General features: G+C 39.2%; 16 protein-coding genes and 1 pseudogene. 3 read left to right on the top strand and 14 right to left on the bottom strand.

The genetic code is table 11. From position 1 onward, the window contains the following. Nucleotides 1-2: 2 nt before the first annotated feature. The 13 genes from R2Q84_RS23955 to R2Q84_RS23895 all read right to left on the bottom strand — a co-directional run bounded on the left by R2Q84_RS23955 (nt 3) and on the right by R2Q84_RS23895 (nt 16684). Nucleotides 3-1232 carry an enolase C-terminal domain-like protein gene (locus R2Q84_RS23955; RefSeq protein ID WP_316819139.1) on the bottom strand — a complete coding sequence of 410 codons (1230 nt, stop codon included), beginning with the start codon at nt 1230-1232 and terminating at the stop codon, nt 3-5. 164 nt (nt 1233-1396) lie between these two features. Then, a complete protein-coding gene (locus R2Q84_RS23950) occupies nt 1397-2830 on the bottom strand; it encodes a TolC family protein (RefSeq protein ID WP_316819138.1) in 1434 nt (477 codons plus the stop codon). Further along, nucleotides 2823-5990, bottom strand: coding sequence for an efflux RND transporter permease subunit (locus R2Q84_RS23945; protein ID WP_316819137.1), 3168 nt, complete (start codon nt 5988-5990; stop codon nt 2823-2825). Before R2Q84_RS23945 ends, R2Q84_RS23950 begins: the two co-directional genes overlap by 8 nt. A 23-nt stretch (nt 5991-6013) precedes the next feature. After that, a complete protein-coding gene (locus R2Q84_RS23940) occupies nt 6014-7099 on the bottom strand; it encodes an efflux RND transporter periplasmic adaptor subunit (RefSeq protein ID WP_316819136.1) in 1086 nt (361 codons plus the stop codon). A 124-nt stretch (nt 7100-7223) separates the two neighbouring features. Beyond that, nucleotides 7224-7631, bottom strand: a complete 408-nt coding sequence (locus tag R2Q84_RS23935) for a hypothetical protein (RefSeq protein WP_316819135.1) — start codon at nt 7629-7631, stop codon at nt 7224-7226. Nucleotides 7632-7752: 121 nt separating this feature from the next. After that, the gene (locus tag R2Q84_RS23930; RefSeq protein WP_316819134.1) at nt 7753-8877 is read right to left on the bottom strand and encodes a serine hydrolase domain-containing protein; all 1125 of its coding nucleotides are present in this window, start codon (nt 8875-8877) and stop codon (nt 7753-7755) included. Between the two features lie 238 nt (nt 8878-9115). Beyond that, on the bottom strand, nt 9116-10066 hold the full coding sequence (locus R2Q84_RS23925) for an AraC family transcriptional regulator (protein ID WP_316819133.1): 951 nt from the start codon (nt 10064-10066) through the stop codon (nt 9116-9118). A gap of 37 nt (nt 10067-10103) precedes the next feature. Beyond that, nucleotides 10104-11243, bottom strand: a complete 1140-nt coding sequence (locus R2Q84_RS23920; protein WP_316819132.1) for a FecR domain-containing protein — start codon at nt 11241-11243, stop codon at nt 10104-10106. Between the two features lie 81 nt (nt 11244-11324). Beyond that, a complete protein-coding gene (locus tag R2Q84_RS23915) occupies nt 11325-11915 on the bottom strand; it encodes an RNA polymerase sigma-70 factor (protein WP_316819131.1) in 591 nt (196 codons plus the stop codon). Between the two features lie 164 nt (nt 11916-12079). Continuing rightward, nucleotides 12080-13138 (bottom strand): DUF4998 domain-containing protein, encoded by a 1059-nt coding sequence (locus R2Q84_RS23910; RefSeq protein WP_316819130.1) that lies wholly within the window; start codon nt 13136-13138, stop codon nt 12080-12082. A 36-nt stretch (nt 13139-13174) separates the two neighbouring features. After that, a complete protein-coding gene (locus R2Q84_RS23905) occupies nt 13175-14122 on the bottom strand; it encodes a DUF5000 domain-containing lipoprotein (RefSeq protein ID WP_410478437.1) in 948 nt (315 codons plus the stop codon). 25 nt (nt 14123-14147) lie between these two features. Next, nucleotides 14148-16001, bottom strand: coding sequence for a SusC/RagA family TonB-linked outer membrane protein (locus R2Q84_RS23900; RefSeq protein WP_316819229.1), 1854 nt, complete (start codon nt 15999-16001; stop codon nt 14148-14150). A gap of 14 nt (nt 16002-16015) precedes the next feature. Next, on the bottom strand, nt 16016-16684 hold the full coding sequence (locus R2Q84_RS23895) for a carboxypeptidase-like regulatory domain-containing protein (RefSeq protein ID WP_316819129.1): 669 nt from the start codon (nt 16682-16684) through the stop codon (nt 16016-16018). A 547-nt stretch (nt 16685-17231) separates the two neighbouring features. On the opposite strand from R2Q84_RS23895, the gene R2Q84_RS23890 reads away from it, so the two are divergent. After that, nucleotides 17232-18644: an arylsulfatase gene (locus R2Q84_RS23890; RefSeq protein WP_316819128.1), complete on the top strand. Its 1413-nt coding sequence runs from the start codon at nt 17232-17234 to the stop codon at nt 18642-18644. Nucleotides 18645-18663: 19 nt separating this feature from the next. Here R2Q84_RS23890 and R2Q84_RS23885 read toward each other — a convergent pair whose 3' ends face one another. Next, nucleotides 18664-19878, bottom strand: coding sequence for a PQQ-binding-like beta-propeller repeat protein (locus R2Q84_RS23885; RefSeq protein WP_316819127.1), 1215 nt, complete (start codon nt 19876-19878; stop codon nt 18664-18666). 72 nt (nt 19879-19950) lie between these two features. Between R2Q84_RS23885 and R2Q84_RS23880 the strand changes: the two genes are divergently transcribed. Together R2Q84_RS23880 and R2Q84_RS23875 are read left to right on the top strand one after the other, a co-directional pair. Continuing rightward, nucleotides 19951-21039 carry a family 20 glycosylhydrolase gene (locus R2Q84_RS23880; protein WP_316819126.1) on the top strand — a complete coding sequence of 363 codons (1089 nt, stop codon included), beginning with the start codon at nt 19951-19953 and terminating at the stop codon, nt 21037-21039. A gap of 432 nt (nt 21040-21471) precedes the next feature. Then, nucleotides 21472-24588, top strand: a pseudogene (locus R2Q84_RS23875) (hypothetical protein); the annotation flags it as partial.

Below are 24588 nucleotides of genomic sequence, written 5' to 3'. Positions count from 1 at the left end.
AATTAGTTTAATGGTTTTAAATCACAACTGCTTCCTGGTTCCATCGGTGTTTTGTAAACACCGCCTTCAATTTTAACAGGATGAACAAAATGTTGTTGCAAATGAGGGATGTGCTCTAAAAACAGCGCTTCATGACCCATTGAAATATGGTTAAACAAGACAAGGTGCTGATGTAGCTGTCCCATATCACCCACATGTGGCACTACGGGGATATTATATTTGCGACAAAGTAAACTAACAGTTATAAATTCACTGACGCCGCCTACCCTTACTGCATCCACCTGCATAAATCCGGCAGAACCTGTTTGCAGGTAGTTTTTAAATATGATGCGGTTGGGTACATGTTCTCCCAGTGCCAGTTTTGTTGGGGCTATTGCTTTTGCAAGGGTGGCATGTGCCAGGACATCATCCGGATGTGTAGGCTCCTCTATCCAATACGGATTCATGCTTTGTAAATCCTTACATATTTTAAGGGCTTGTGGTAAAGTCCATTGCTGGTTGGCATCAAGCATTACTTTAATATCATCACCAGCTACTTCACGGACAATATGTGCTCTGCGGATGTCTCTTTCAGGATCGGTACTGCCAACTTTGAGTTTCATGGCGGTAAAGCCTTCAGCTACGGCTTTCTTGCAGTTTTCACGAACTTTTTCATCAGAGTAATTAAACCAACCAATTGAGGTGTCATATCCAGCATAACCAGCGTCGATGATCTGAAGCCTGTCGGACTTGCCTGTCTGGTTGTTTTGCAGTAAATGTAAAGCCTGCTCTGATGTAAGTTCGTCTTCCAAATAGGAGAGGTCGAGTGTATTGACAATTTCCTGCGGAGAAAGGTCAATCAAAAGTTTCCATAAAGGAACACCTCTTTTTTTTGCCCATAAATCATAACAGGCATTTGTTACCGAAGCGAGGGCTAAATGAACAACCCCTTTGTGTGGACCCAGCCATCTAAATTGCTGCTCGTTGGCAAATTGATTAAAAACTGCCCCAAAATTAGCCATCAGTTCTTCAATATCCCTTCCTTTTAACTGTTCAGCATAAAATGCTGCGGCTTTGCACACTAAATCATTTCCTTCACCAAGGGTAAAGGCAAAGCCTGTTCCGGTATGACCACTGTCATCAATCAGGTTGGTTACAGCGTAAGAATATATGGGGTCACGGTGAATGGCATCGCTTCCTGCTCCTTTGCCTAAAGGGAAGCGTGCATCTTGTATTTGAATCTGCTTAATCATGGTTATGGATATGACTGGTTATATGTTTTAGTTTACTTTGGTCGTAAAACAAAAATATAGTCTTTCAATTTTCCATCCAATGAACTATTCAAGTGTTTTAATGGATTATAATCTTATCAACGCATCGGAGCAACCCGATGCGTTGATAAGATTATTAATAACTGTTATTTCCAGCCTCCGCCTAAATCACGATAAACATTTGTTATTGCATTAAACTGTTTCTTTTTAGTTTCAATGAGTTCAAGTTTAGCAGCCAATGCATCTCTCTGGGTCATTAAAACTTCCAGGTAATCAGCTCTTGCTGACCTAAAAAGGTCATTGGAAATATCAATAGACCTGGTAAGTGCAGTCACTTCTTCCGACTTCGTGTTGTAACTCTTATCCAGGTTATCGATGCTGGAAAGTTGATTAGAAACTTCGAGGTAAGCATTTAAAATAGTGCGCTCGTAGTTATACATTGCTTGAAGCTGATGCGAATTGGCTGTATTAAACTCCGCTTTGATTCCATTTCTATTTATTAGCGGTCCTGCCAGGTCCCCGGCAAGCGAATAAAGTATAGATTCCGGGAATTTTATGATGTATGACGGTTTAAATGCTTGCAATCCTACAGCAGCCGAAATGTCTAAGGAGGGGTAGAATTCTGCCCTTGCAACTTTAACATCCAGTTTTGCAGCTGCAAGTTCCAATTCCGCCTTTTTTATATCGGGCCTGTTGCCTAATAACTGTGATGGAATACCCGAATGAACTGCCATTGGTGTTAGCCCTAAAAAGTTGTTTTTATCTCTGGGTATTTCCTGTGGATACCTGCCGAGCAAAAGATTGATTTTATTCTCTGTTTCTTTTATGTTTTGAATAATTTCAAACTCAAGGCTTTGCGAATTCAATACCTCTGCCCGGAATTTTTGAACCGCCAGCTCTGTAACCCGGGTTGCTTCCTTCTGCACTTTTATAACTTCAAGCGCTTTTCTTTGCAGCTCAATATTCTGCTTAACCGTTTCCAGTTGGTTATCAAGTGCCAGTAATTCGTAATAAGAGTTAGCTACCTCGGCAATAAGATTAGTAAGTACAAAGTTTCTACCTTCTATACTTGATAGATATCGGGTAACGGCTGCTTTTTTAGCATTATGCAGTTTTTTCCAGATGTCGACTTCCCAGTTGGCATAAGCGGTCAGGGTATAGTCCATCAGCGGATCAGGTACTTCCTTTCCGGGAGCGATTTCTGTAGCAGCATCACCGGCCCCCTGACTGGTATATCTGCCTACCTTTTCAACACCAAGCCCAACCTTTGCACCAACAGTTGGCAGGAGTTTTCCTTGCCTGATCCTGATGTCGTTTTTTGCAATTTCAATTTCCTGTAAAGTGATCATCAGCTCCTGATTGTTCTTAAGGGCTGTGTCTATCAGATTAACCAGATTCGGGTCGTTGAAGAAGCTTCGCCACTGAAGGTTTCCCGTATTGGTGGTGTCACTGTTGTTGTTGTAGGTAATGGGAACTGATTTTTTTTCAGTTAGCTGGGGGAGGGCTGGGACCTTACAGCTGGCAACGGCCATACTTATCCCGAACAGGCCAATATATTTATAGATGCTGAGTTTATACATTGTGATCAATTTCTTCAGTTAGCGGATTCTCTTTTTCATGTTTAACGAGCTTATACTTTTCTGCGATAGTACCGAATATGTAATACAATCCGGGGATAATCAGTACACCTAAAATAGTTCCGAGCAACATACCTCCGGCAGCTGCTGTACCTATAGTTCGGTTGCCGATCCTTCCGGGGCCGGAGGCAAAAACCAGTGGGATAAGGCCGGCTATAAATGCAAATGAGGTCATTAAAATAGGTCTGAACCTTACTTTCGAACCTTCCATTGCTGCTTCGAATACAGATGCGCCAGCAGCATGTTTCTGCGTAGCAAACTCCACAATCAGTACGGCATTTTTACCCAACAGGCCGATTAACATGACCATAGCAACCTGCGCATAAATGTTATTTTCCAATCCCATTACTTTAAGTAAAAAGAAGGCCCCGAAAATACCTACAGGTAATGAAAGTATTACCGTTAAGGGCAGAATGAAACTTTCGTACTGGGCAGCAAGAATCAGGTATACAAATCCCAGGCAGATCAAAAAGATATAAATAGCCTCATTGCCGCGTGATACTTCATCTTTTGAAATACCGGCCCAATCAATACCAAAACCGCGTGGTAAGGTTTTTTCGGCAACTTCATTGATAGCACTAATTGCTGCACCACTACTGTAACCCGGCGCAGATGAACCACTTATTTCTGATGCATTGTACATATTATGACGGGTAATCTCCGATAATCCGTATACCTTTTCCATTTTCATAAAAGCAGAAAAAGGAACCATTTCATCATGATTGTTTTTTACGTAAAGCTTAAGGATGTCTTCAGGTAAGGCCCGGTATTGAGGGGAAGCTTGCACCATTACTTTGTATTGGCGGTCGAACTTAATAAAGTTTGTTTCATAGTTACTACCTACCAACGTTGAAAGTGTATTCATTGCATTCTCAATAGTTACGCCTTTTTGCTGGGCAATATCATTGTCAATGCGTAGCATATACTGAGGGAAGCTGGCACTATAAAAGGTAAATACCGATGCCAGTTCCGGGCGTTTGTTTAATTCTTTGACAAAGTCCCTGCTTACTGTTTCCATTTTTTTGTAATCGCCCGATCCGGCTTTGTCAAGTAAACGCAGTTCGAAACCACCTGCGGCGCCGTAACCTGGTACTGCTGGCGGCTGGAAAAATTCAATCGTAGCACCTTTAATGTCTTTTGAACGCTCTTCAAGTTCCTGTATGATTTCCTGAACCGATTGTTTACGGTTTTCCCAGCTTTTTAAGTTAATGAGACAGGTACCTGAATTTGCCCCTGTACCTTCAGTTAGAATTTCATAACCTGCAAGAGAAGATACAGATTGTACGCCGTCAATCTTTTCCGCAATCTGTTGTAGCCGCTCTGCTACCTGGTTTGTGCGCTCCAGAGAGGAACCTGGAGGTGTTTGAATGATCGCATAGAACATCCCCTGATCTTCGTTCGGAATAAAGCCTGAAGGGAGACTATTGTTGATGAAATAAGTTCCTGCACAAAATGCGATCAATACCATAAAAGTGACGGCCCGGCGGTTAACAATCAGGCCCAACACTTTCTGGTATTTTTCTGAAAGCTTGTTAAACCCGGAATTGAACCCATCCAGAAATCTGTCCGGCCCTGTGTTCTTTTTAGGTTTTCCATGGTTGTTCTTCAGGATCATGGCACAAAGCGCCGGGGTGAGTGTTAGTGCCACTATTCCGGAAAGTATAATTGCAGTGGCCATAGTAATCGAAAATTGCCTGTAGAAAATACCTACAGGACCGGACATAAATGATACCGGGACAAATACGGCAGCCATTAAAAAGGTAATGGCAATAATCGCCCCGCTAATCTCATGAATCGCTTTTCTTGTGGCCTTAAGTGGTGAGAGATGTTCTTCTTCCATCTTGGCATGTACCGCTTCGATGACGACGATCGCATCATCTACAACGACACCGATGGCTAGTACAAGCGCGAATAAAGTGATCAGGTTTAGGGTGATGCCAAAAAACTGCATAAATACAAATGTGCCAATCAGCGACACAGGAACTGCAATTGCAGGAATGAGGGTTGAACGCCAGTCGCCCAGGAATAGAAATACAACCAATCCCACGAGTATAAAAGCTTCTACTAAAGTGTGGATTACTTTTTCAATAGAAGCATCGAGGAATTTGGAAACATCATAACTGATTTCATAATCCATTCCCTTTGGAAAAGAACTCTTTTTGATTTCCTCCATCTTTGTCTTGATGTCTTTGATCACCTGACTGGCATTGCTTCCGTATGACTGCTTAACGGTAATTGCCGCTGAGGGTTTTCCGTTAAGATTGGAGTATATATCGTACATCGAACTCCCAAATTCAATTGTAGCAACATCTTTAAGACGCAGGATCTCTCCATTCGGACTGGATTTTAAGATGATGTTTTCATATCCTTCTCTGGTGGTAAACCTTCCGGGGTATTTTAACACATATTCAAAGGCCTGCGATCTTTTACCTGAACTTTCGCCGGTTTTACCTGGTGATGCTTCCAGACTTTGTTGATTGAGGGCTTCCAGAACTTCGTCCGCCGATATCTTATGCGCCAGCATGCGATCAGGCTTCAGCCAAATTCGCATGGCATATTCCCTGTTCCCCAGAATGTCGGCAACACCAACACCGTCAACACGTTTCAACTCAGACAGCAAATTGATGTCGGCGAAATTGAAAAGGAATTTCTGATCCATGTTTGGATCTTTACTGTATAAATTGATATACATCAGCATGTTTGATTCCTCACGTGTGATCTTAACCCCCTCACGCACTACCAAAGGAGGGAGTTTATTTACTACAGATGCTACCCTGTTTTGAATATTTACGGAAGCCTGGTTAGGGTCTGTTCCAAGGTTAAATACAACCTGTATCGTTGCCTCTCCATCGTTTCCTGCATCAGAGGCCATATATTTCATGCCGGGTACACCATTGATTGCTCTTTCGAGTGGGATGATGACTGATTTGATCATAAGCTCTCCATTTGCACCGGGGTATTCCGCTGTGATATTCACTTTGGGAGGGGAGATGGAAGGGAATTGGGTTACTGGTAAGTGGGTCATGGCTAAAAATCCCAGAAACAGTATAATGAGTGATATGACGATAGACAGGACAGGCCTGTGTATGAATTTGTTAAACATAAAATTATTTTAAGATTGAATGACTACTCTGCTTTCAATTGGAGCCCGGAAAGCACATTCTTAGGTGCTATGAATTCATATTTGATCTTATCGTCATCTTTTACTTTCTGTACGCCTTCAACCAGAATCTTATCATTTTCAGAAAGCTGGTTACTCACCACATAAAGATCTGGCATTTGACTGATGATACTAATGTTTCTTGATTTTACTACGCCATTCTTGTCAACAACAAAAACATAGATCTTGTCCTGAATTTCATAGGTCGCCTTCTGCGGAATGATTAATGCATTTTTTAATGGGACAGTCATCTGTATTTTACCCGTTTCGCCGTTTTTTAACAGCTTATCCGGGTTCTGGAACCTGGCCCTGAAAGCGATACTTCCGGTTTCGTTGTTAAATTCACTTTCAATAGTTTCTACCTCGCCTTTATATTTCAGGGGTTGGTTGTTTGCTAAAAGCAAACTTACTTTAGTGTTCGCGCGACTTTTTATATCGGTTGCATAGTTTAGGTATTCTGGCTCAGATACATTAAAATAAGCAAACATCTGCGTATTATCGGAAAGACTGGTTAGCAGTTCACCCTCATCAATTAAGCTTCCCAGCTTCAAAGGGATACGGTCAATAGTACCGTCGAAGGGAGCTCTGATCTCGGTGAAAGACAGATGGAGTTTTGCCAGCGCTGTCTGGGCTTTCGCCTGATCAACTTTTGCCTGAGCCATAGCCAGCTCATTTTTTGAGACGATATTTTTATCGGCCAGGGTTTTGGTATTCTGCAACTCTATCTCTGTTGCTTTGGCTTCGGCCTGGGCTTTCAAAAGCTCAGCTTCGTACATTTTTGGCATGATCTTAAACAAGAGCTGTCCGGCTTTAACAGATTGCCCTTCATCAACATAAATATTCTGCAGGTAACCTTTTTCCTGTGCCCTGATTTCAACGTTTCGTACAGACTTTATTTGCGAAACATATTCTCTGTTAAAAGTAGTGTCGATTCTCAATGGGGTTGTTACGGCGTATTTTCCGGCCTCTTCCTCTTTTTTTTCTTTATTAGATATACAGCCTGTATGGCACAATACAGCGCAAATGCCCGTAAGCATTATAATTTTATTCATAGTCTTAATTGATGATTAGCGATTTAATGATCTGGAATCAGAAATTCCAAAGAAAGGGAGTTACGTCAGTTTTCCTGGTTGATTATTTAATTACACCAGTGTTAACTGAGGCAGCTGATCGCTCTCATAACCTTAAGACTCTTTGCAGAATGTATTTGTAAGAGGAAGAATAAGATAGGTGTCTGCAAAAAGGCAAACGATTTTTAAAGTAATTGTAGAAACAAACTAAAACGGATGCATAGGCAAGTGTGATAAAATACTTGGTTAACAGCACATATTTTCTGGAAAACATCGAATCATCATCATCTTCGTTTTCGAGACTTACGAATTCATCCTTTTTGCTGTTAAGACTAGCGTCTTTAATTACAGGGAGATCCTGGTTTGTCGTTTCTAAATGTGTTTGTTGTTTTTTCTCAACATGTTGAGCGGAAGAATAACTAAAGCTGTCATCATGAATGGCTGCATAAACATCTGTATGTCCCTTCAGAAGAAGGAAACACAGCGAGAAGAAAAAGACAATAGCAGCTTTCATAGTCTGCGGCAAAAATAATATTAGGCATGAAAGTTTTGCTATGCAGATAGTCAGAATATTGTCAATAATATTTAGCTGATAATCCTCTATTGGAAATCTGAATGCAGGAGTTTTTATGGTATCATTTATTTAAAAATAATCCTGCAAGTTTTAATACAAATGACTGATCAAAACTGTCACTAAGATTGCTGGTTAAAGCTATACAAATCCCATCATTTGGATAAGCCAATAAAAAGGAACGACCTCCAACAGAACTACCTCCATGGTGCACAAAGTAGCGATTGAAATTGTCTTTGTCCATTCTCCAGCCTAAGCCATAATCGGTATGTTGTCCATCGTCAAGTGTGTTTGGTGTCCATAATTTTTGTTTTGTCGATTCCTTTAAAAAAGTATTATTCATTAATGACCGACATATGGTTACCAGGTCAAAAGGAGTGGAGAGGTAGCCTCCACCGGCCCATTTGTTTGAATTGTCTACAGCAGGACTATTAATTATCGCTCCATCTACTTTATCATAAAACCTTACCCGATTGTCTATTATTTCATAAGGGTTGTCGGGTAATGTGTTTTTTAGATTCAATGGTACAAAAATGCTGTCGCGCATATAGTCCGTAAAGTTCATTGAAGTTGCACCTTCGATAACGGCACTTAGCAAAACATATCCGTAGGTAGAATAAAGGTATTTTGTATTTGGTTTAAAAGCCAGTGAATCCTCTTTAAAGACGTCAATACTTTTTTTAACAGATTCATAGTTTTTGTAACTTAAATATTCTCCGTTATTATAAGCTCTGATGCCAGAGGTATGATTTGCTAATTCACGTACAGAAATGGTATATGCTTTCGCTGGAAAGTAGGGGACAAAATCCCGAATATTGTCTGATAATTTTAATCTATTGTTTTCCAGTAGTTTTCCTATAGCAAGGGTTGTCAGTGTTTTTGATACACTACCGATCCTGAATTTTGAATTAATTTTTACCGGTATCTTATTTTCCAGATCTGAAAAGCCAAAACCCTGTGACCAGATAACTTTATCTTTTGTACTTACAGAAATAGATAAACCAGGTATATTTTTTTCTTTCATTAAGATCATAACCAGTTTTTCCGCTTTTTGAATTTCAGATTTAAACTTTGGGTCAATAAATACCGTTCTGGTTTGGTTTATTTCCGGTTGTTCATTTCTCGCCACCGATTGGCTGAACGTCGATATTGTGGTTAGGAAAAGTATTGAAGTAAAAATATATTTCATACATCTATTTAGTTGGAAGCCTGAAGTTAACAAATAAATGGATTGTATGTGTGTGGTTTTAACGTGGCAAAAATGTGGCTGGAATGCCGCTCAGATATTATAATTCGTTATGCGATAATTTTATGATGGTAAAGTGAATAAAATGAACGCCTGATATTGATAAATAGTTCTTATATTAGCACTCGAGAGCGTTAAAAAAGCGGGATGTTCACCAGTAGGATGATGCCCGCTTTATTTTTTATTTTACCAACATTTTTTTATACTCTCTTGGGGTAACACCTTTCGCTGCTTTAAAAAGTTTATTGAAGTTACATAGGCTATTGAAGCCGCAAACATAAGCCAGTTCATTAATCTGCCTGTCGGTTTCTGCCATCAATTTACAGGCGTGACCAATACGTACTTCATTTACAAATGTGACAAAAGTTTTTTGAGTGCGGTTTTTGAAGTACCTGCAAAAGGCCTGTTTGTTCATATTGGTCATGTCGGCGGCTTTTTTAAGCAAGATTTCCTGGTTAAAATTATCAAAAACATATTTCAGTATTTTATCCATTCTGTCGTTGTCCTTTAATTGATAATTATTGGTATAGCCCGGGCTAGCTAACAATTGATAATCTTTCGTATGGCAAAGTACTCTTATAATTTCAAGTACACCTACTAAACGACCTATCTCGTCAGTTTCTGAAGCTATTTTTATCAACAATGGTTTCACTTCGTTTTTCGCAACGTCTCCAAACTTAATTCCACGTTTGCCTAGCTGAAAAAACATTTTTATCTGTTGTATATTCTCTGGTTCTTTAAAAATATCAAGTATTTTTTCTGGGTGAATGAAAAGGGAAATTGATCTTGCTTTTGAATTTCCAACGGTATTGATAAAGTATTCTTTACTGTTGTGCCACACATGTGGCAAATTTGAACCTACGAAAAACAATTCTTCATTGCCGAAATTCCGTATGCTGTCGCCAATCATTACACGGCCTTCGCTTTCCATAAGGTAGACAAGCTGACACTCTTCATGGAAATGGAATTCTGTAGAGAAATATGGTGCGTCGACTACTTTTATACCGTAAACATTATTTATTTTTCCGTCGAGTATTTTAGCGAATAAAGGCTTCACGATATTTGGTTTATGATAATTCCTTGTCAAATTAATTGTCTGACTCCAATCATCTACCGGGAGTGCTTCCAACACTCCTGGCTTATTTTGGAACCAGTTTTTTTAAGCACATTTACCTGGTCATGCTAATTCTCCTTCCTTCAATTTTAAATTTAATATCACCCGTGCCCTCCAGCATTTTCAGTATGCCTCCTAAAGTTCGTGAACGGGAAATCCGGCCTCCAAAATGGAGATTTTCCAATGCCGGATCATAGCTGATATCTACATTATACCACCTGGAAATATTATTGATCATTGTTTTAAAATTCTGTCCATCGAAGATAAACTGACCATTTTTCCATGCAGTCTCCATTTCTACATCTGCCATTACAACCTTTGCTACGCCCTGTTTAAAAATTGATTGCTGCCCGGGCTTTAAAAATGTTTCGTCATTAATAGCTACAGCACCTTCAACCAAGGTGGTTTTAATAACTGTATCATCAAGATAGGCATTCACATTAAAATGTGTTCCCAACACGCTTATTTCCTGATCTTTTGAAACGACCACAAAGGGACGCTGTTTGTCTTTGGATACCTTAAAGTAGGCTTCGCCAGTTAATTCTACCTGACGCATTTTATTCCCCGAAAAAGAGGAAGGATATTTTAGTGTAGATGCTGCGTTGAGCATTACCTGGCTGCCATCCGGTAAAATCACCGTATAAATACCTCCACGTGGTGTAGTAATCATCTGAGGTCCATGAAAATTTTCGGTATCTCCTGAAACTTCAGTCCCATCGTTGTAAGTTAATTTTGATGGTTGAATTACAACTCCATTTTTTACTTCACTTAAAGTAATAGTTTTACCATTTGCAAGCGTCAGTGTAGCTGTGTTTTTTCCGGGAGCTATTTTATTTGCTAATGCATCCATATCTACCTTTTTACTACGTTTACTACCTGTTGAATAGAATAAAAGACCAACAGCTAGTATGATGAGAATCGCTGCCGCCACCATTGTAACTATACGTAACCTCGCATGCTCTTGATTTTGAGGGGGGGCACTTGTGATGTAGTTGAATTGCTGGCGTTCAATTTCTTCAGGCATGGCTAACAGTTCGTCAGATCTTAAGTTTTTCCAACGGTTTTCGAACATAAAACAGAATTCGCTTTCAAATTCCGGTTTGCTCACTAATGCTTTGAATTCTTCAAGTTCTGCGACCGTTAGGCTGTCTCTTTGAAATTTATTATATAAAAAACTCGTTTTTTTTGTACCCATGTTGCGAGTCGACAGGATTTTATAAAATTAACTGTTCTATTAATAGATACACTTCTCAACCAGCGTGAGGGTGACAAGGTGTTAAAATAATTTTAACAGGATGATTAAGATTATGAGATCTACACGATTTTTCATAAAAAAACGAACTGACGCTAAAGCACGTTTCATATGTGTTTTAACGGTGTTGACCGATATATTGAGCTGCTCTGCAACTTCTTCATACTTCAATCCATTTTGCTGGCAAAGGATATAAATTTCACGTTGCTGAGCCGGAAGTTTCCCTATAGCTTCTGTGAGGACTTTTCTTGCTTCACGGAGTAAAATGGTTTCCTCAGTTTCGTTGTGGTCCTCTACAAATTGCTGGCCGGCCTGTTGATTATGTTTCTTTTCTGAAACGAGTTTACGGAAGGCATTTAAGGATAGGTTCTTTGCCGTGACACGTAACCAGGCTTCCATGTGGTCAAAATTGTTAAACCGCTGTTTATGTCGCCAAAACTGCAGAAAAACCTCTTGTGTGATTTCTTCAGCCAAAACAGAAGATCTTAGAATCTGAAGGGCAATTGTGTAAGATTTTTTGTTGAATTTCCCATAGACGGTTTTAAAGGCAAGTGCATCTCCTTCAACTATTTTCGCTAGTAACTCACTTTCGTCTTGAAGGGCTTTGGTAATCATTTGGTTTTTTCAAACGTAAAGTTAGTTGTTTTTAGCATTTGTTCAACAATAGGACAAACCTTTTTCCAAAATGCACAATTAAGAATGAACAGTTTTTTCTCGATTTTAAGCCCAGGTTAAAATTCCCTGGGCTTTTTTTTATGGTCTCTTGTTTGAAAGACTTTTTACGGTTTAGGTGATAGTACTTCCTCTATCAATCGATAAGCTCCATCGGCGTTGGTATATTTATACCTTAGGAAGAGCTTACCAGTTATGGGATCATAGGTGCTTTTCGGTAAAGTAGGATGATTAACAATAGGGGCGGTCGTAGAAATATATCCAGATACCTCAATGGTATTGTCTTCCTTAAAGGTCAATGTCATTTTCGAATCGGCAAAATTTCCCAAATTAGCTATATCGTTCGTAGTCACAATTCCCGGAGTGGTAGTTCTATCCAGTTGTTTATCGATTGCAATGGCTACTGAACTTGCAAGACTACCGTCCGCATTGTAGTTTGCTCTTGTACCTACAGCGATGTAATTCCCTGGACGCAGATCGATTAATATTTCGTCTTTTTTTAAGACCGTGAAAGCATCAATTGCTTTTCGTTCAGGTAGATATTTGGACTGAACATACACCGTTGATCCTGCCTTAACTTCATTGAGTACTGTTTGACTTTCAGTGGGTAATACTGTGATGTTACTAGCGGTTCCTGACTTGTTGGTGTAACTTACCATAGTATTTATCTCACCTTGAGCTGAGCCTGACCAGTTTATGGTAAGTTTAGAATTAAGACGGTCTAAATCGGTAGAGGCAACAATTCTATTAGATAAAGAGTTTTGGTATATTTCACCATACGAAACCCCGGAAGTAAGTAAAGCAATAGATTTGTTCCCAGCATTGTCTGCGGTGTAGATCTTGAACAGATAAGAACTCTCGGGCATATTTTCTAAAACGACCTCAGCTACCTTGTCGGTTGAATTGATAGGTACTTCTTTTACCTGTTTATTGTCGTTCCAGGAGATAATTGCTTTTGTTGCTGTTCTGTTTGGAGGAAGCGTTAGCGCAAGTTTAATTCTGTTATTTCCTGCAAAACTCTGTATAGAATCTACACGAGTAGCATAGATAATTTCTCCATCTTTGATAAAGGGTGCTATGCTGTCGTTCTCTTTGGAGCATCCTGGGAAAATAAGGACAATAATAAATGCTATTAAATTATATCTAATTATAGACTGATGTTTCATAATGTTATTTGTAAATGGACGGTACGTAAATTTTTACTAATTTGGATTTCCCCAGAACTGTAGTTCCATGACATGAACAAAGTCAGTATTTGCCCAGTTTTGTAGCATTTTAATACGGATATACCTCACTGCAGAAGCATTAATGTCTATATTGAACTCATTTCCCTCTGCAGCCTTAGCGAGATCTTCTGCTGTATTTTGACCTGGAGGAAGGCCAGAAGGTTTTACAACTTCATATTCCCCTAGTTTAGTCCATCCTGTAAAATTTGGATCATCAACCAGCGGCAACACTGCTGCACCATATACTTCAAATTTGCGCATGTTACCATGTCTGTAAGAATAGCCGTCGGTGGTACGCTGAAATTGTTTAAACCGGCTTAATTTAGCGGTTACCCCCAAGTCTACGGTAAACCATAAAGGTAAACCAGGTCCTGGTGCTGTATGAAAGCCGTTGCCCTCAGCAAAACTATTGTCAAACAATCTATCTAGCGGCCAGCTATACGCCGTAACCCTATCAGTTGGCAGAACAATAGCTTTATGTTTAAATCTATCTAACATCGTTTCGAAAAATGGATTAATATCCTTGTAAACGATTGGAGATGTATTACCAAATTTATCTCTGATGTAGGCGCCAAATTTTCTTGGTTTTGATTCATATCCTCTTACACTAAAAGCTCCGAGTTTGGCCTTTGTATAAAAAGTTTTTACAGGAAGCATCTCATTATTGTTGTCGGGTGTTAAAACAACAATGGCAATGTCAGCCTCGTTTGCATTGGTGTATTGTACATTTACACCACCGAAATCATCAACCAGCACAAGATTATTTAAGGTTTGTATATAGGCTGGTGTAAGTGGATTTACAGTTACAGTTACAGGTTCAGACTGGTTTTCGGCCTTATCAACCGCATATAGTTTTACTTCATAAGATTTAGCTTCACCAAATCCATCTACAATTAAAGAATCTGTACTGTAAGAGGCCTTAATTTGTCTAAAAGTTCCCGGTCTGATCTCATATTTCTGGCTCCTCTACTTTTGCATAACTATTGTTTGCATATGTAAAGTTACCCATCAAACTTATATATAGGGAATTGGTGAAGCTGTGAGAATAATTTATTGAAGTTTCGAAAGCACGCGATTTTGCTGCTCCAACATTTGCCCTTACAGGAGCTGTTAAGCCCATAGTGGTAGGTATAAAAGCTCTATCCATTAATATATGATCCGTATCGTCTTTTGAATAATCCATATTGATGGTAAACTCTTTAACCTGTACATCCATCCCGAAGTTTATGCGTTTCGATCTTTCCCAGGTAATGTCCGTATTGTCATATCTGGTTACCGATACTCCTGAACGGTTTGTATCAAAGTTTTGTCCGAAAACAAACCCTCTGCCGGCATCGTTCAGGTTGACATTTGAGAGGTAGAAGAAACGGTCGGCAGCACTGCCTATGGCATCATTACCGATAATGCCATAGGTGGCACGGAGTTTTAAGCTGGAGATGATTTTACTCATACCAGTCCAAAATTTTTCGTTTGAGACATTCCAGGCTACACCTGCAGAAGGGAAGAATCCAAATCGCTTGTCTTCCGAAAAACGCTCTGAACCATTATACCCAAAATTTACTTCGGCGGTGTATCTCTTATCGTAGCCATAAGAAGCACGACCAGAAAAGCCCAGGTTTCTAAAAGGTAATGATGCTTGTAAGCTACCAGCGTTAGCAGTCAATTCATTCCTTAAAATACCAACAACAAGGCCACTAACCGCATGTTTTTCGTTGAATGTATGATCATAATTTAACGCGGTTTCCATATAAGATGCTGTAGAAACCTGTTTATCCCCTTCAGCATAACTTAATGTTTCGCTACCAGCGGTTGGATTAAGTGCTTGTAACGTATAATTATTGGTGGCATTGTCATAACTACTGACATTGTAATAGAATGGATTGTAATTTCGTGAAATATCAAAATAGGAGCGGCGTTGAGTGCTGGCCATTAGCCTGGCTTTTAAACCTTGAAAAAGATATTTCGACAAGTCTTGTTTCAGCTCTATTTGTGCAAGCATTAAAGATCTTGAATAATCTTTATATCCCTTTACCATATCCGCATAAGGATTAATATATTGACCATTCTCAAAATTTCCAAACAGAATATGCTTGGTAAAACGATTCGAATTGTCTGCTGGATAAAAGGCGGGAAACAGTACGGGGTTTGTATTAATTATCTTTGTATAAACACCAGTTCCTCCATCAATTGGCCCATTGTAATCATCAAAATTTCCATATAGCCTTACCGCCATTTGTGTAGTATTGGTAATGTTTACATCCACATTTGAACGTAATGAATATGAATTTAATTTAATATTGCTGTTAAAATTATTGCGTTCGTCAACCTTAAGAATTCCGTTGTCCTGGTTAATACTTCCTGTTACAAAATAGGTGGCTACCTTGCCTCCTCCGGCAATGCTGAGGTTACTTCTCTGATTTAATGTAGATTTCTTTAATAGCATATCCATCCAGTTTGTGGCTGGGTAAACCAGTGGATTAAGACCAGCTACTGTAGCATCAATTTTGTTAGGTGAGTAAAGTTGTACGCCCAATGGATCTCTGGTGGTTACGGCCTCATTGTGCAAACGCATGTAGGTTACCGGGTCAGCCAGTTCTAAGTTCTGAGTAGGTCGTGATAAGGCAAAATTCTGTTCAAAATTAATTTTAGCACGTCCTTCAGAACCACGTTTTGTAGTTACCATAATAATGCCGTTAGCTGCCCTGGCACCATATACAGCAGCTGAAGTAGCATCTTTTAATACTGAAAAACTGGCAATATCATTAGGTTGTAAACGGGCCAGATCTGTAGCAGTAAGCTCCAGTCCGTCAATTAAAATTAATGGTTCTCTTTTAAAGCCAAAAGATGTTGCTCCCGTACAAAGAAATTGGCGTTGTCTGCACCAGGTTCACCACTTCTTTGAAAGGCAATAACTCCGGCAACGCGGCCCGATAAAGCTGTGGTTAAGTTACTTGAGGGTACTTTAAGTTGTTCGGGCTTAATGGTTGTAATCGCACCTACTACACTTTCTTTCTTTTGTGTACCAAAAGCTACGATCTGTACTTCGTTTAGTGTAGACTTATCTTCTCTTAGTACAATATTTATTTCTGGTTTGTTGGCAGGTACCGCTATTTCCGCATAACCAACCATTTTAAAAATTATAATTGCGTTGTTGGGTACTTTAAGAGAATAACGGCCGTTTAAATCTGTAGAGGTGCCGTTAGAGGGATTGTTTTTTACTAAAACTGATACTCCCGGAATTGGTTTTTGCAGACTGTCCAATACTATCCCCTGTATCAGACTATCTGCCAGATTGATGCTTTTTTTTGGAACTGTTAAAAATAATTCATTGATTTCTTTTTGTTCGGAAACGGTTATTAAAAGTTTAGGGTCTTTCGAAATAGAAGCCCTTGCATTGGCCGACCAAAGTATGGTCAGGAAGATGAGCGCCCGCAAGTAAAGCGTTGGTATAGTGGGACGCTTTAGTACTGGTAAATAATTGATCATAAAAATTAGGTTTGGTTTATTCGTAAAGTTAGAATCCAGAAAACCCTCATTCTAAGACCAAATTCGCAAGTAGTGATGTTGTGTTAGCAGGAAGTGCCGTTTGTTATTGTTTAGGTTCCTGTCGCATGTAAAGGCTTGTCTGTTTGAATTGTAAAATACATAAGCCAGTTGTTTTTGAACATGATATTTACATAAACTACGATTTAAATCCGGGTATGATTAAAATATATCTTAACCATTTTTGGCAATGGAACCGCGATCAGATTCAATTCGATGGATTTTCCTAAGAGTTAATTTCGCTGACTGTTTGAGTTCGATATTACCAGGGGTTTAGTAGGGCGTTACTAGGGCCTTAGTAGGGCCTTGCTTTACCCCCTAGCCCTAGTAACGCCCTACTAACGCCCTGTTAAGTATAAGTTAATGTTCAAGTAAGAGTAAACTCAGAGCAGGAACAGACAATTCAGATAAAAACGCTTATACTGGTGATATTTTTTATCTTTAGCTCCTAATCAGAAAATGTTAGGTGACGGTAATCAATTTAAAATATATGAAGTTTAAAAAGTGCTTTTTTTCACTTTTGTTTATGGTGGGTGGACTGTATGCACAGGGACAAACACAACCAAATGTGATTTTTATTCTTGCTGATGATATGGGCTACGGCGATATCGGTTGTTATGGTCAGACCAAAATAGAAACACCTAATATTGATAAACTTGCTGCGGGAGGGATACGCTTTACTCAGTTTTATGCAGGAACTTCTGTATGTGCTCCGTCCAGGGCATCGCTAATGACAGGATTGCATACAGGACATACTCCAATTAGAGGGAATATGGAGATTAAGCCTGAAGGTCAATTGCCGCTACCAGCGACTACCTATATTATGCCTGAAATGTTCAAAGCTGCTGGTTATAAAACCGGTGCGTTTGGCAAATGGGGGATGGGATTTCCTGGTTCGGAAGGAGATCCGGTTAACCAGGGGGTCGACCAATTTTATGGATATAACTGTCAGCGACAATCGCATAATTTCTTTCCCGGTCATTTATGGGATAATAACAAGCGTGTAGAGTTGAATAATACAATAACCAGGCAGGTTGAGTATGCTCCGGAATTGATTCAAAAACAGGCCATAGCCTTTATGGAGAATAATAAGAATGCTCCTTTTTTTATGTACATGGCTTATACTTTGCCTCATGCGGCTTTGCAACTGCCAAATGGAGATAAAACTTTTGAATATTATAAAACCAAATTTGCTGAACAACCTAAAGCTATAACAAGTGATTGGGGCGGTTCAGGTTATCAGCCGCAAGCTTATCCACATGCAGCCTATGCTGCAATGGTTACAAAGTTAGATACGTATGTTGGAGAACTGGTTTCAAAATTAAAAGAACTAGGCTTGGAGAAAAATACATTAATCGTTTTTACAAGTGATAACGGTCCGCATAGAGAAGGAGGGAATGATCCTGAGTTTTTTAACAGCAGTGGTGGCTTTAAAGGGATTAAAAGGCAGTTGACTGAAGGTGGTATTAGGGAACCGGTAATTGTGAATTGGCAAGGTAAAATAAAGTCGGGACAGACGTCTGATTATCTTGGCGCATTTTGGGACTTCTTTCCAACATTTGCAGAGTTGGCAGGTCAAACTTTGCCCTTCCGTTCTGATGGACTATCTATAGTTCCATTGTTGTTGAATAAAGGAAAACAGAAACAGCACGACTTTCTGTATTGGGAGTTTCATGAGGATGGCGGTCGTCAGGCTGTACGTATGGGTAAGTGGAAGGCTATCAGAGAAAATGTGATGAAAAACCCGGAAAGCCCGATTGCGCTTTACGACATAAGTAAAGATATTAAAGAAAGTATAGACTTATCAGCTAAATATCCTGCCATTGTAAAAAAGATGCGCGAAATTATGCTTAAGGAGCATCTAGAAGAAAAGAATTTCCCATTCCTTACAGGGAAAATCTGATCTGCATGATTGTTTGACTTTATTCGAGTTTTTTTAAGGCATAGAAGAAACCATTGGTGTCTCCAAAGTATAACATCTGATTTTCTACTAAAGGGCTGCCTAATATAGCGCCTAGTGCAAGTATGCTGTGTTCTGTTTTAATGTAGTCTGCGCCATATAAATCGATTTCTTTTCTTAAATGATCCTGTTCATCGAATATACTTGCGTAAGTCTTTTTGCTTTCTTCGGTTTGAAATGTTGATTTGACCTTTCCAGATTCAGGATCTACAAAATATATTTTGCCATTAAAGCAACCGAAAGCAATTTGATCGTTTATGCTAATGGCGGTGCCGTAAACCCGCATATTTAGCGGTAAGGTCCATTTTATTTCTCCTGTTTCGGCATTCATGCTGTAGAAGCGGTGAGTGTCGGATGTGCCAAAATAAATGTTGTTTTTGTAAAGGAGTGGACTGGCGATAATCCAACTTCCCCTTTCTTTCATATTCCAGTTGCCTGTACCGGTTTTTAAATTGAGTGAGTAGATGTTGTAATCTCTGCTGCCAAAGATGATGGCATTGTTATGAATGATGGCCGCTTTTTGAATTTCTCCTTTAGGGAAAGAAACATCACCTACGGTTTTAAATTTCCAGATGAGTTTTCCGGTAGTGGATTGGAGGGCGTAAAGATTGCCATCGTAGCTCCCGGTGTATACAACTGTATCCTTAACGATTGGTGTGGCATGGACAATTCCATTGGTTTGGTATGCCCATAGTTTTTTCCCTGTGCTGGCATTAATCGCATAAATGTGATGATCGCCGCTACCAATGTATACTGTGTTGTTGTTTATTACAGGCGAAGAGATATAATAGTCCCAAATATCATATACTTTTTCTCCATTGGTTTGAAAGGTCCAGGTAATTTGTCCGTTGTCTTTATTTAGAGCGTATATTTTACCATCAGCACTGGAGAAAACCACTTTATTGTGGTGTATTGCAGGGCTGGAATGAATTTTTCCATTGGTTTTAAACTTCCATTTCAGTTTACCTGTGTTTTTATCTAGTGCATAGAGGCTGCTGTCGGCGCTTCCAAAATAGATCAGGTTCGCACTAATTATTGCAGAAGAATGGATGGCGGCGTTTGTAGGGAATTTCCATAATACTTGCTGTTGCGCTCTGGTGTTTTTTGCGAAAATACTGCACAAAATGATAAGGAGTAGGGGGCGCGTTGTTGCTGAATGAAAGCGTTTTAGGTTCATGTTTTTTGAATATCTTTTTAAAGATAATAGAAAATTAAAGTTTGTATATTTAAAATACTAAAATTATAGCTCATGAAGAAAATTGTTTCATTATTACTGATTGTACTTGGTGTTGTTGGATTGGTAAAAGCGCAGGAGCTCCCTGTACGTGGATTCTGCGTTGTTGCTCCAAATGAAGCTCAGCTTAGTACTTTTATCAAATTTATCGACGAAGAACTTGCCTCGCGTAAAGTGAATACGTTAGTGTTGCGAGTAGACTTTAATTATGAGTTTAAGAGCAGACCTGAATTGAGGGAAAAGGACGCTTTGTCTAAAAAACAAGTTAAAAGGATAGTAGAGGTCTGCAAAAAAAATGGCATTCGTTTAATTCCGCAGATTAATTTGTTGGGACATCAATCATGGGCTGGTAGAATTGGTAATTTGTTAAAAGTCTTTCCTGAGTTTGATGAAACACCTCATGTTAAATTGCCTGAAAAATATGAATGGCCAAATGCTGACGGTTTATATTGTAAAAGTTATTGTCCCCTGCATCCAGAGGTTCATAAGGTAGTATTTGATTTGGTGGACGAAATTTGCGAAGTGTTTGAAGCGGATGCGTTTCACGCTGGAATGGATGAAGTGTTTTATATAGGTGATGATAAATGTCCGCGTTGTTCAGGACGTGATAAGGCGGAACTTTTCGCAAACGAGGTTAATAAAATAAGCAATCATCTCGCGTTAAATAAAAGACAATTATGGATATGGGGTGATCGTTTGATAGACGGTAAAACTACAGGTATAGGTATGTGGGAAGCCAGTATGAATAATACACATCGGGCGGTTGATCTGATTGATAAAGGTGTAATGATTTGTGACTGGCATTATGATCGTCCGGATCAGACTGCGGTGTATTTTGCGATGAAGGGCTTGTCGGTTGTGACGTGTCCCTGGAGGAAGCCGGAAAATGCCATTGCTCAGGTAAAAGATCTGGTGAATTCCAGGAATCGTGCTACCCCTGAATTAAAAGATCGTTATAAAGGAATGATGCAAACCATTTGGACTGGCTTGGGATCTTTTTTGGATGAGTTTTACGGAAAGAAGGTTGTGACTGGGGATAGTGAGGTGGCATGTTTTAAAGCACTTTTCAGCGAAATAAATAATATTCCGGTTACTAAACCTTAAGGAATTATTTTAGCTTCTTTTATTTCTTTTTAGTTTATTTTGTGTCTATAGGTCTTTCTTTTAGGCTTGTATTTGTAGCATTCATTTTATTTTTTTGTTCATTTTGTGCATTTTTATTGTGAGTTGTATTGATTGGCATAATAATAATGTTTGTATAAGTGTTGTGTAATTACACTTTTTGGGAAAATTATTTCCCAAATCTCTACACTTTGTTTTGTTGATTTGTTTGTGTTTCAAATTTTGTTATTTGTATAATGTGCCATATTTTGGCTTTTTTAGCGGTTTTATTGCTTTTGCGAATTTTTTGGCCTGATTATTATATGTAAAATCACATTTTTAACAATTTTTTTAAATAAATGAAATAAATTCTAGCTATTTTGGTGATGGTAAGTCTAATTAAACTCTTAAGAAAAATTAGTGTCATCACTTTATATGCTAAAGACGCTCGGCGGTAATATTGTCTCTTTTAATAGGAATATATCCGCTTTGTTTTTTCTACTTCTTTTTTGCTTCTCTTTAGGTGTAAAGGCAGAAGGGAGTAGGGATTTGTATCCTTTAGGAGCCGCAGGGAATAGGGCTTTTTTGTATTCTAATGCTGCAACTGGAAATATTAGTACTTCGGTAGCTTTCCCTTTCAGAACATTGGGAACGCATTATGTTTACGCTGAAAAAAATGAATATATAGCGGTGGCATCTAGCGCACAGGGGCTTGGTAATGGTGTAATTATTATTACTTCGCCACTAGGGGTACAAACAACTACTCCCGTTGGAAGCACAGTAGGTAAAATCTCCAGTAGAGTAGAAGAATTAGCAGGGCCACAGTTCCCCGGACTTAGTGCATCGAATGATCGCTACGTACCTTATTCTTTTCAGGTTGGCAATGATGAGGGGATTTGGAAAATTGAATTTGTCCCAACGGGTAATAGACTGGATACGAGTAGTCCTACAGCATCGGATGTTTCAGCAGATGGTACTTGGGGGCAAAACAGTAATACTCCACTTATTTCTGCCTGGGACGTTTCAGTTTGTAACGCTACAAAAGACAAATGGTTAACTGGTAGGGTGTATACCAATGTTTTGAATTTAAAACTTTCCCAGAATTTTGACAAAGATAGTAAGGCTTATAACGGAATAAATTATGTTTTAACCAAAGATGGTAGGGCGTATCGTGTAAAAAACAATGGTAACAATGGGTTAGGATTTACTTTTTTTTCAAATAATAAAGGGTTTATAGATGCTACCGGTAATCCACTTTATAAAAGTCTTAATACGACAGACGAAACCGTAATTGCTAACTCAGTTCATGATCCAAGAGCTGTTGATAACATAACAAAAAATTTGGTTACTCATAAATTGTTTTATGGACCTCCTTCTCCTGATCTACCTGTCTCTGCCAAGGTTGCTATAAATGGAACTACTTCTACAACTACCTGGCTAAAAAATGACCCAATTGTCCCAGTTGTTTCGAACATCGATTTTAGCGGTTCTGAGGGGACTACGGGACAGGCGAGTCAAAAAGGAGGGATAATTACGTTTAAAACTAACGTTGCAGGTTCTTACCGAATCACTATACCACTTGGCTCTGGTAAAGACAGGGTGCTGAATGGCGCGGCGGCCGAAGGTATAAATAAGATAAAATGGGATGGGAAGGATGGTCTGGGAAATTTAGTGCCTGGTGGTTTGGTTGTTCCTGAAGTAAGAGTTAGACTGGCATCTGCGGAAGTACATTTTCCATTTATAGATATGGAAATTAATCCAAACGGCATTATTATTGAATTGACTGAAAATACAAACAAATATCTCGTAAATCCAATACCTGGAGTTATTGACGAAAGTGTGTATAGTGATAGGGTATACTGGGATGATAGCGATATTACCGGAGGTAAGGCGGGTCAAGTTTCTGTTCCTCAGGTGAATGTTATTAATGGAGTGTCAAGTAATTCGAACGGGCATAAATGGGGTACATACAGTGGTAATAGCGGTAATGGGAATGGCGGTACTGGTTCAAATAGTTATGGTAATGAAAAGGCCATGGACACTTACGCCTATATCCTTAGTAAAGAAGAAGCACAGCCTTTAAATGTGCATGTGAAGGTGGCAGATTTGCAGATTGTGAGTGTAATGCCAACTTATACTTTTACAGCTGGAAGTACCCAGATTACGTATACTGTAAAGGTTAAAAATGCTGGTGTTAGTGATGTGGCAGGCGCCGCATTTAATTTTAAGATACCCACCGGTTTTACTATTAATACCAATGGGGTAAGTAGCTCTTTTGCCGGAGCGACTGGAGCTGAAAGCAATGCGGTTATTGATGCAATGGGATTTAGTTCTTTGTTGACTTTGGCTAATGGATGCGAATTTACTTATGTGATTACCGGAACTGTTGGTGCTGGTATTTCGGAAACTGATATTGTAGTGGAGTCTAGTATCATGAGGCCAAAAGATGTTACGGATCCAGATGCCACCAATATTGTATTTGAACAAGCACCTACTAACCCGCATGAGGAGTGTGGAAATGGAACGGGTGGAACAGTTTGTAACAATATTAAATATAATACGATTAAGACTTTAGAGGTTTGCGTTGGTTCGCCAATTACCCCATTTGTTTACGATCTGGCCGCGGGTGGTACAACTTATAATATTGACGGTTTACCGAGTTGGTTAACCCCCGTTGTTGGTATTGGAAAAGTCACATTTAGTGGCACCTCTACTGTTGCTAACTCGTTTTATTTTACAGTCGGCACTGCTGGTAATGAGAGAGAAAAAACAACCTATCTTGTTAAAGTTAATCCAGTTCCTGTAATTCTTCATCAGCCAGTGGCTACATCGGTTTGTGAAGGAACTAATGCTGTTTTCTCTGTGAATTCTGATGCTACGAGTTTTCAATGGCAATTTAAAAATGGTAATACCTGGGTTAATTTTACCGATGATATGTTGGTATCTGGTTCGACAACATCAACTCTGACTTTGGCTAAAATTCCAGGCACATGGAATGGTAAAAAAGTTAAGGTAATAGTAACCTCGAGTTTTGGTTGTGTGACGGAATCTAATGAGTGCTTGATTACTATTTTAGCGCTTCCAAATAAACCTTCAATTAGTTACGATGCAGACTTAGAATTTTGTCAGGGAACACTTATTACTTTAACTTCTTCTTCTGGCACAGGCTACCAGTGGTATAAAGATGGTCTGGCGATTCAGGGTGCTACCAACGCAACTTATCTTGTAGGTGCATCTGGCTCGTACACGGTGGTTGTTACGAATCCTAATCATTGTGAGAGCGCTCCGTCCGAGTCTGTAGTTATTAGTGTTGTGGATAAGCCGGCACCTCCGACAATATCTTCAACCAGTCCCGTTATATGTGAGGAAGGAGAAGTGTTGTTAACTTCGTCTGACGCATATTCTTATCAATGGATGAGGGGGAATGTTAACATACCTGGTGCTATTCAGAAAACTTATAGTGCTAAAATAGCTGGTGAATATTCTGTTAGAATTAAGAATGAATTTGGTTGTGGTGCACTTTCTGCTAATAAAATAGTAGTAACTGTTAAC

Origin of the sequence: Pedobacter nyackensis (assembly GCF_032678475.1) — a bacterium.
Classification (GTDB): domain Bacteria; phylum Bacteroidota; class Bacteroidia; order Sphingobacteriales; family Sphingobacteriaceae; genus Pedobacter; species Pedobacter nyackensis_A.
The sequence above is the reverse complement of the archived record's forward strand: the minus strand, read 5'-3'. Positions and strand labels throughout refer to the sequence as shown.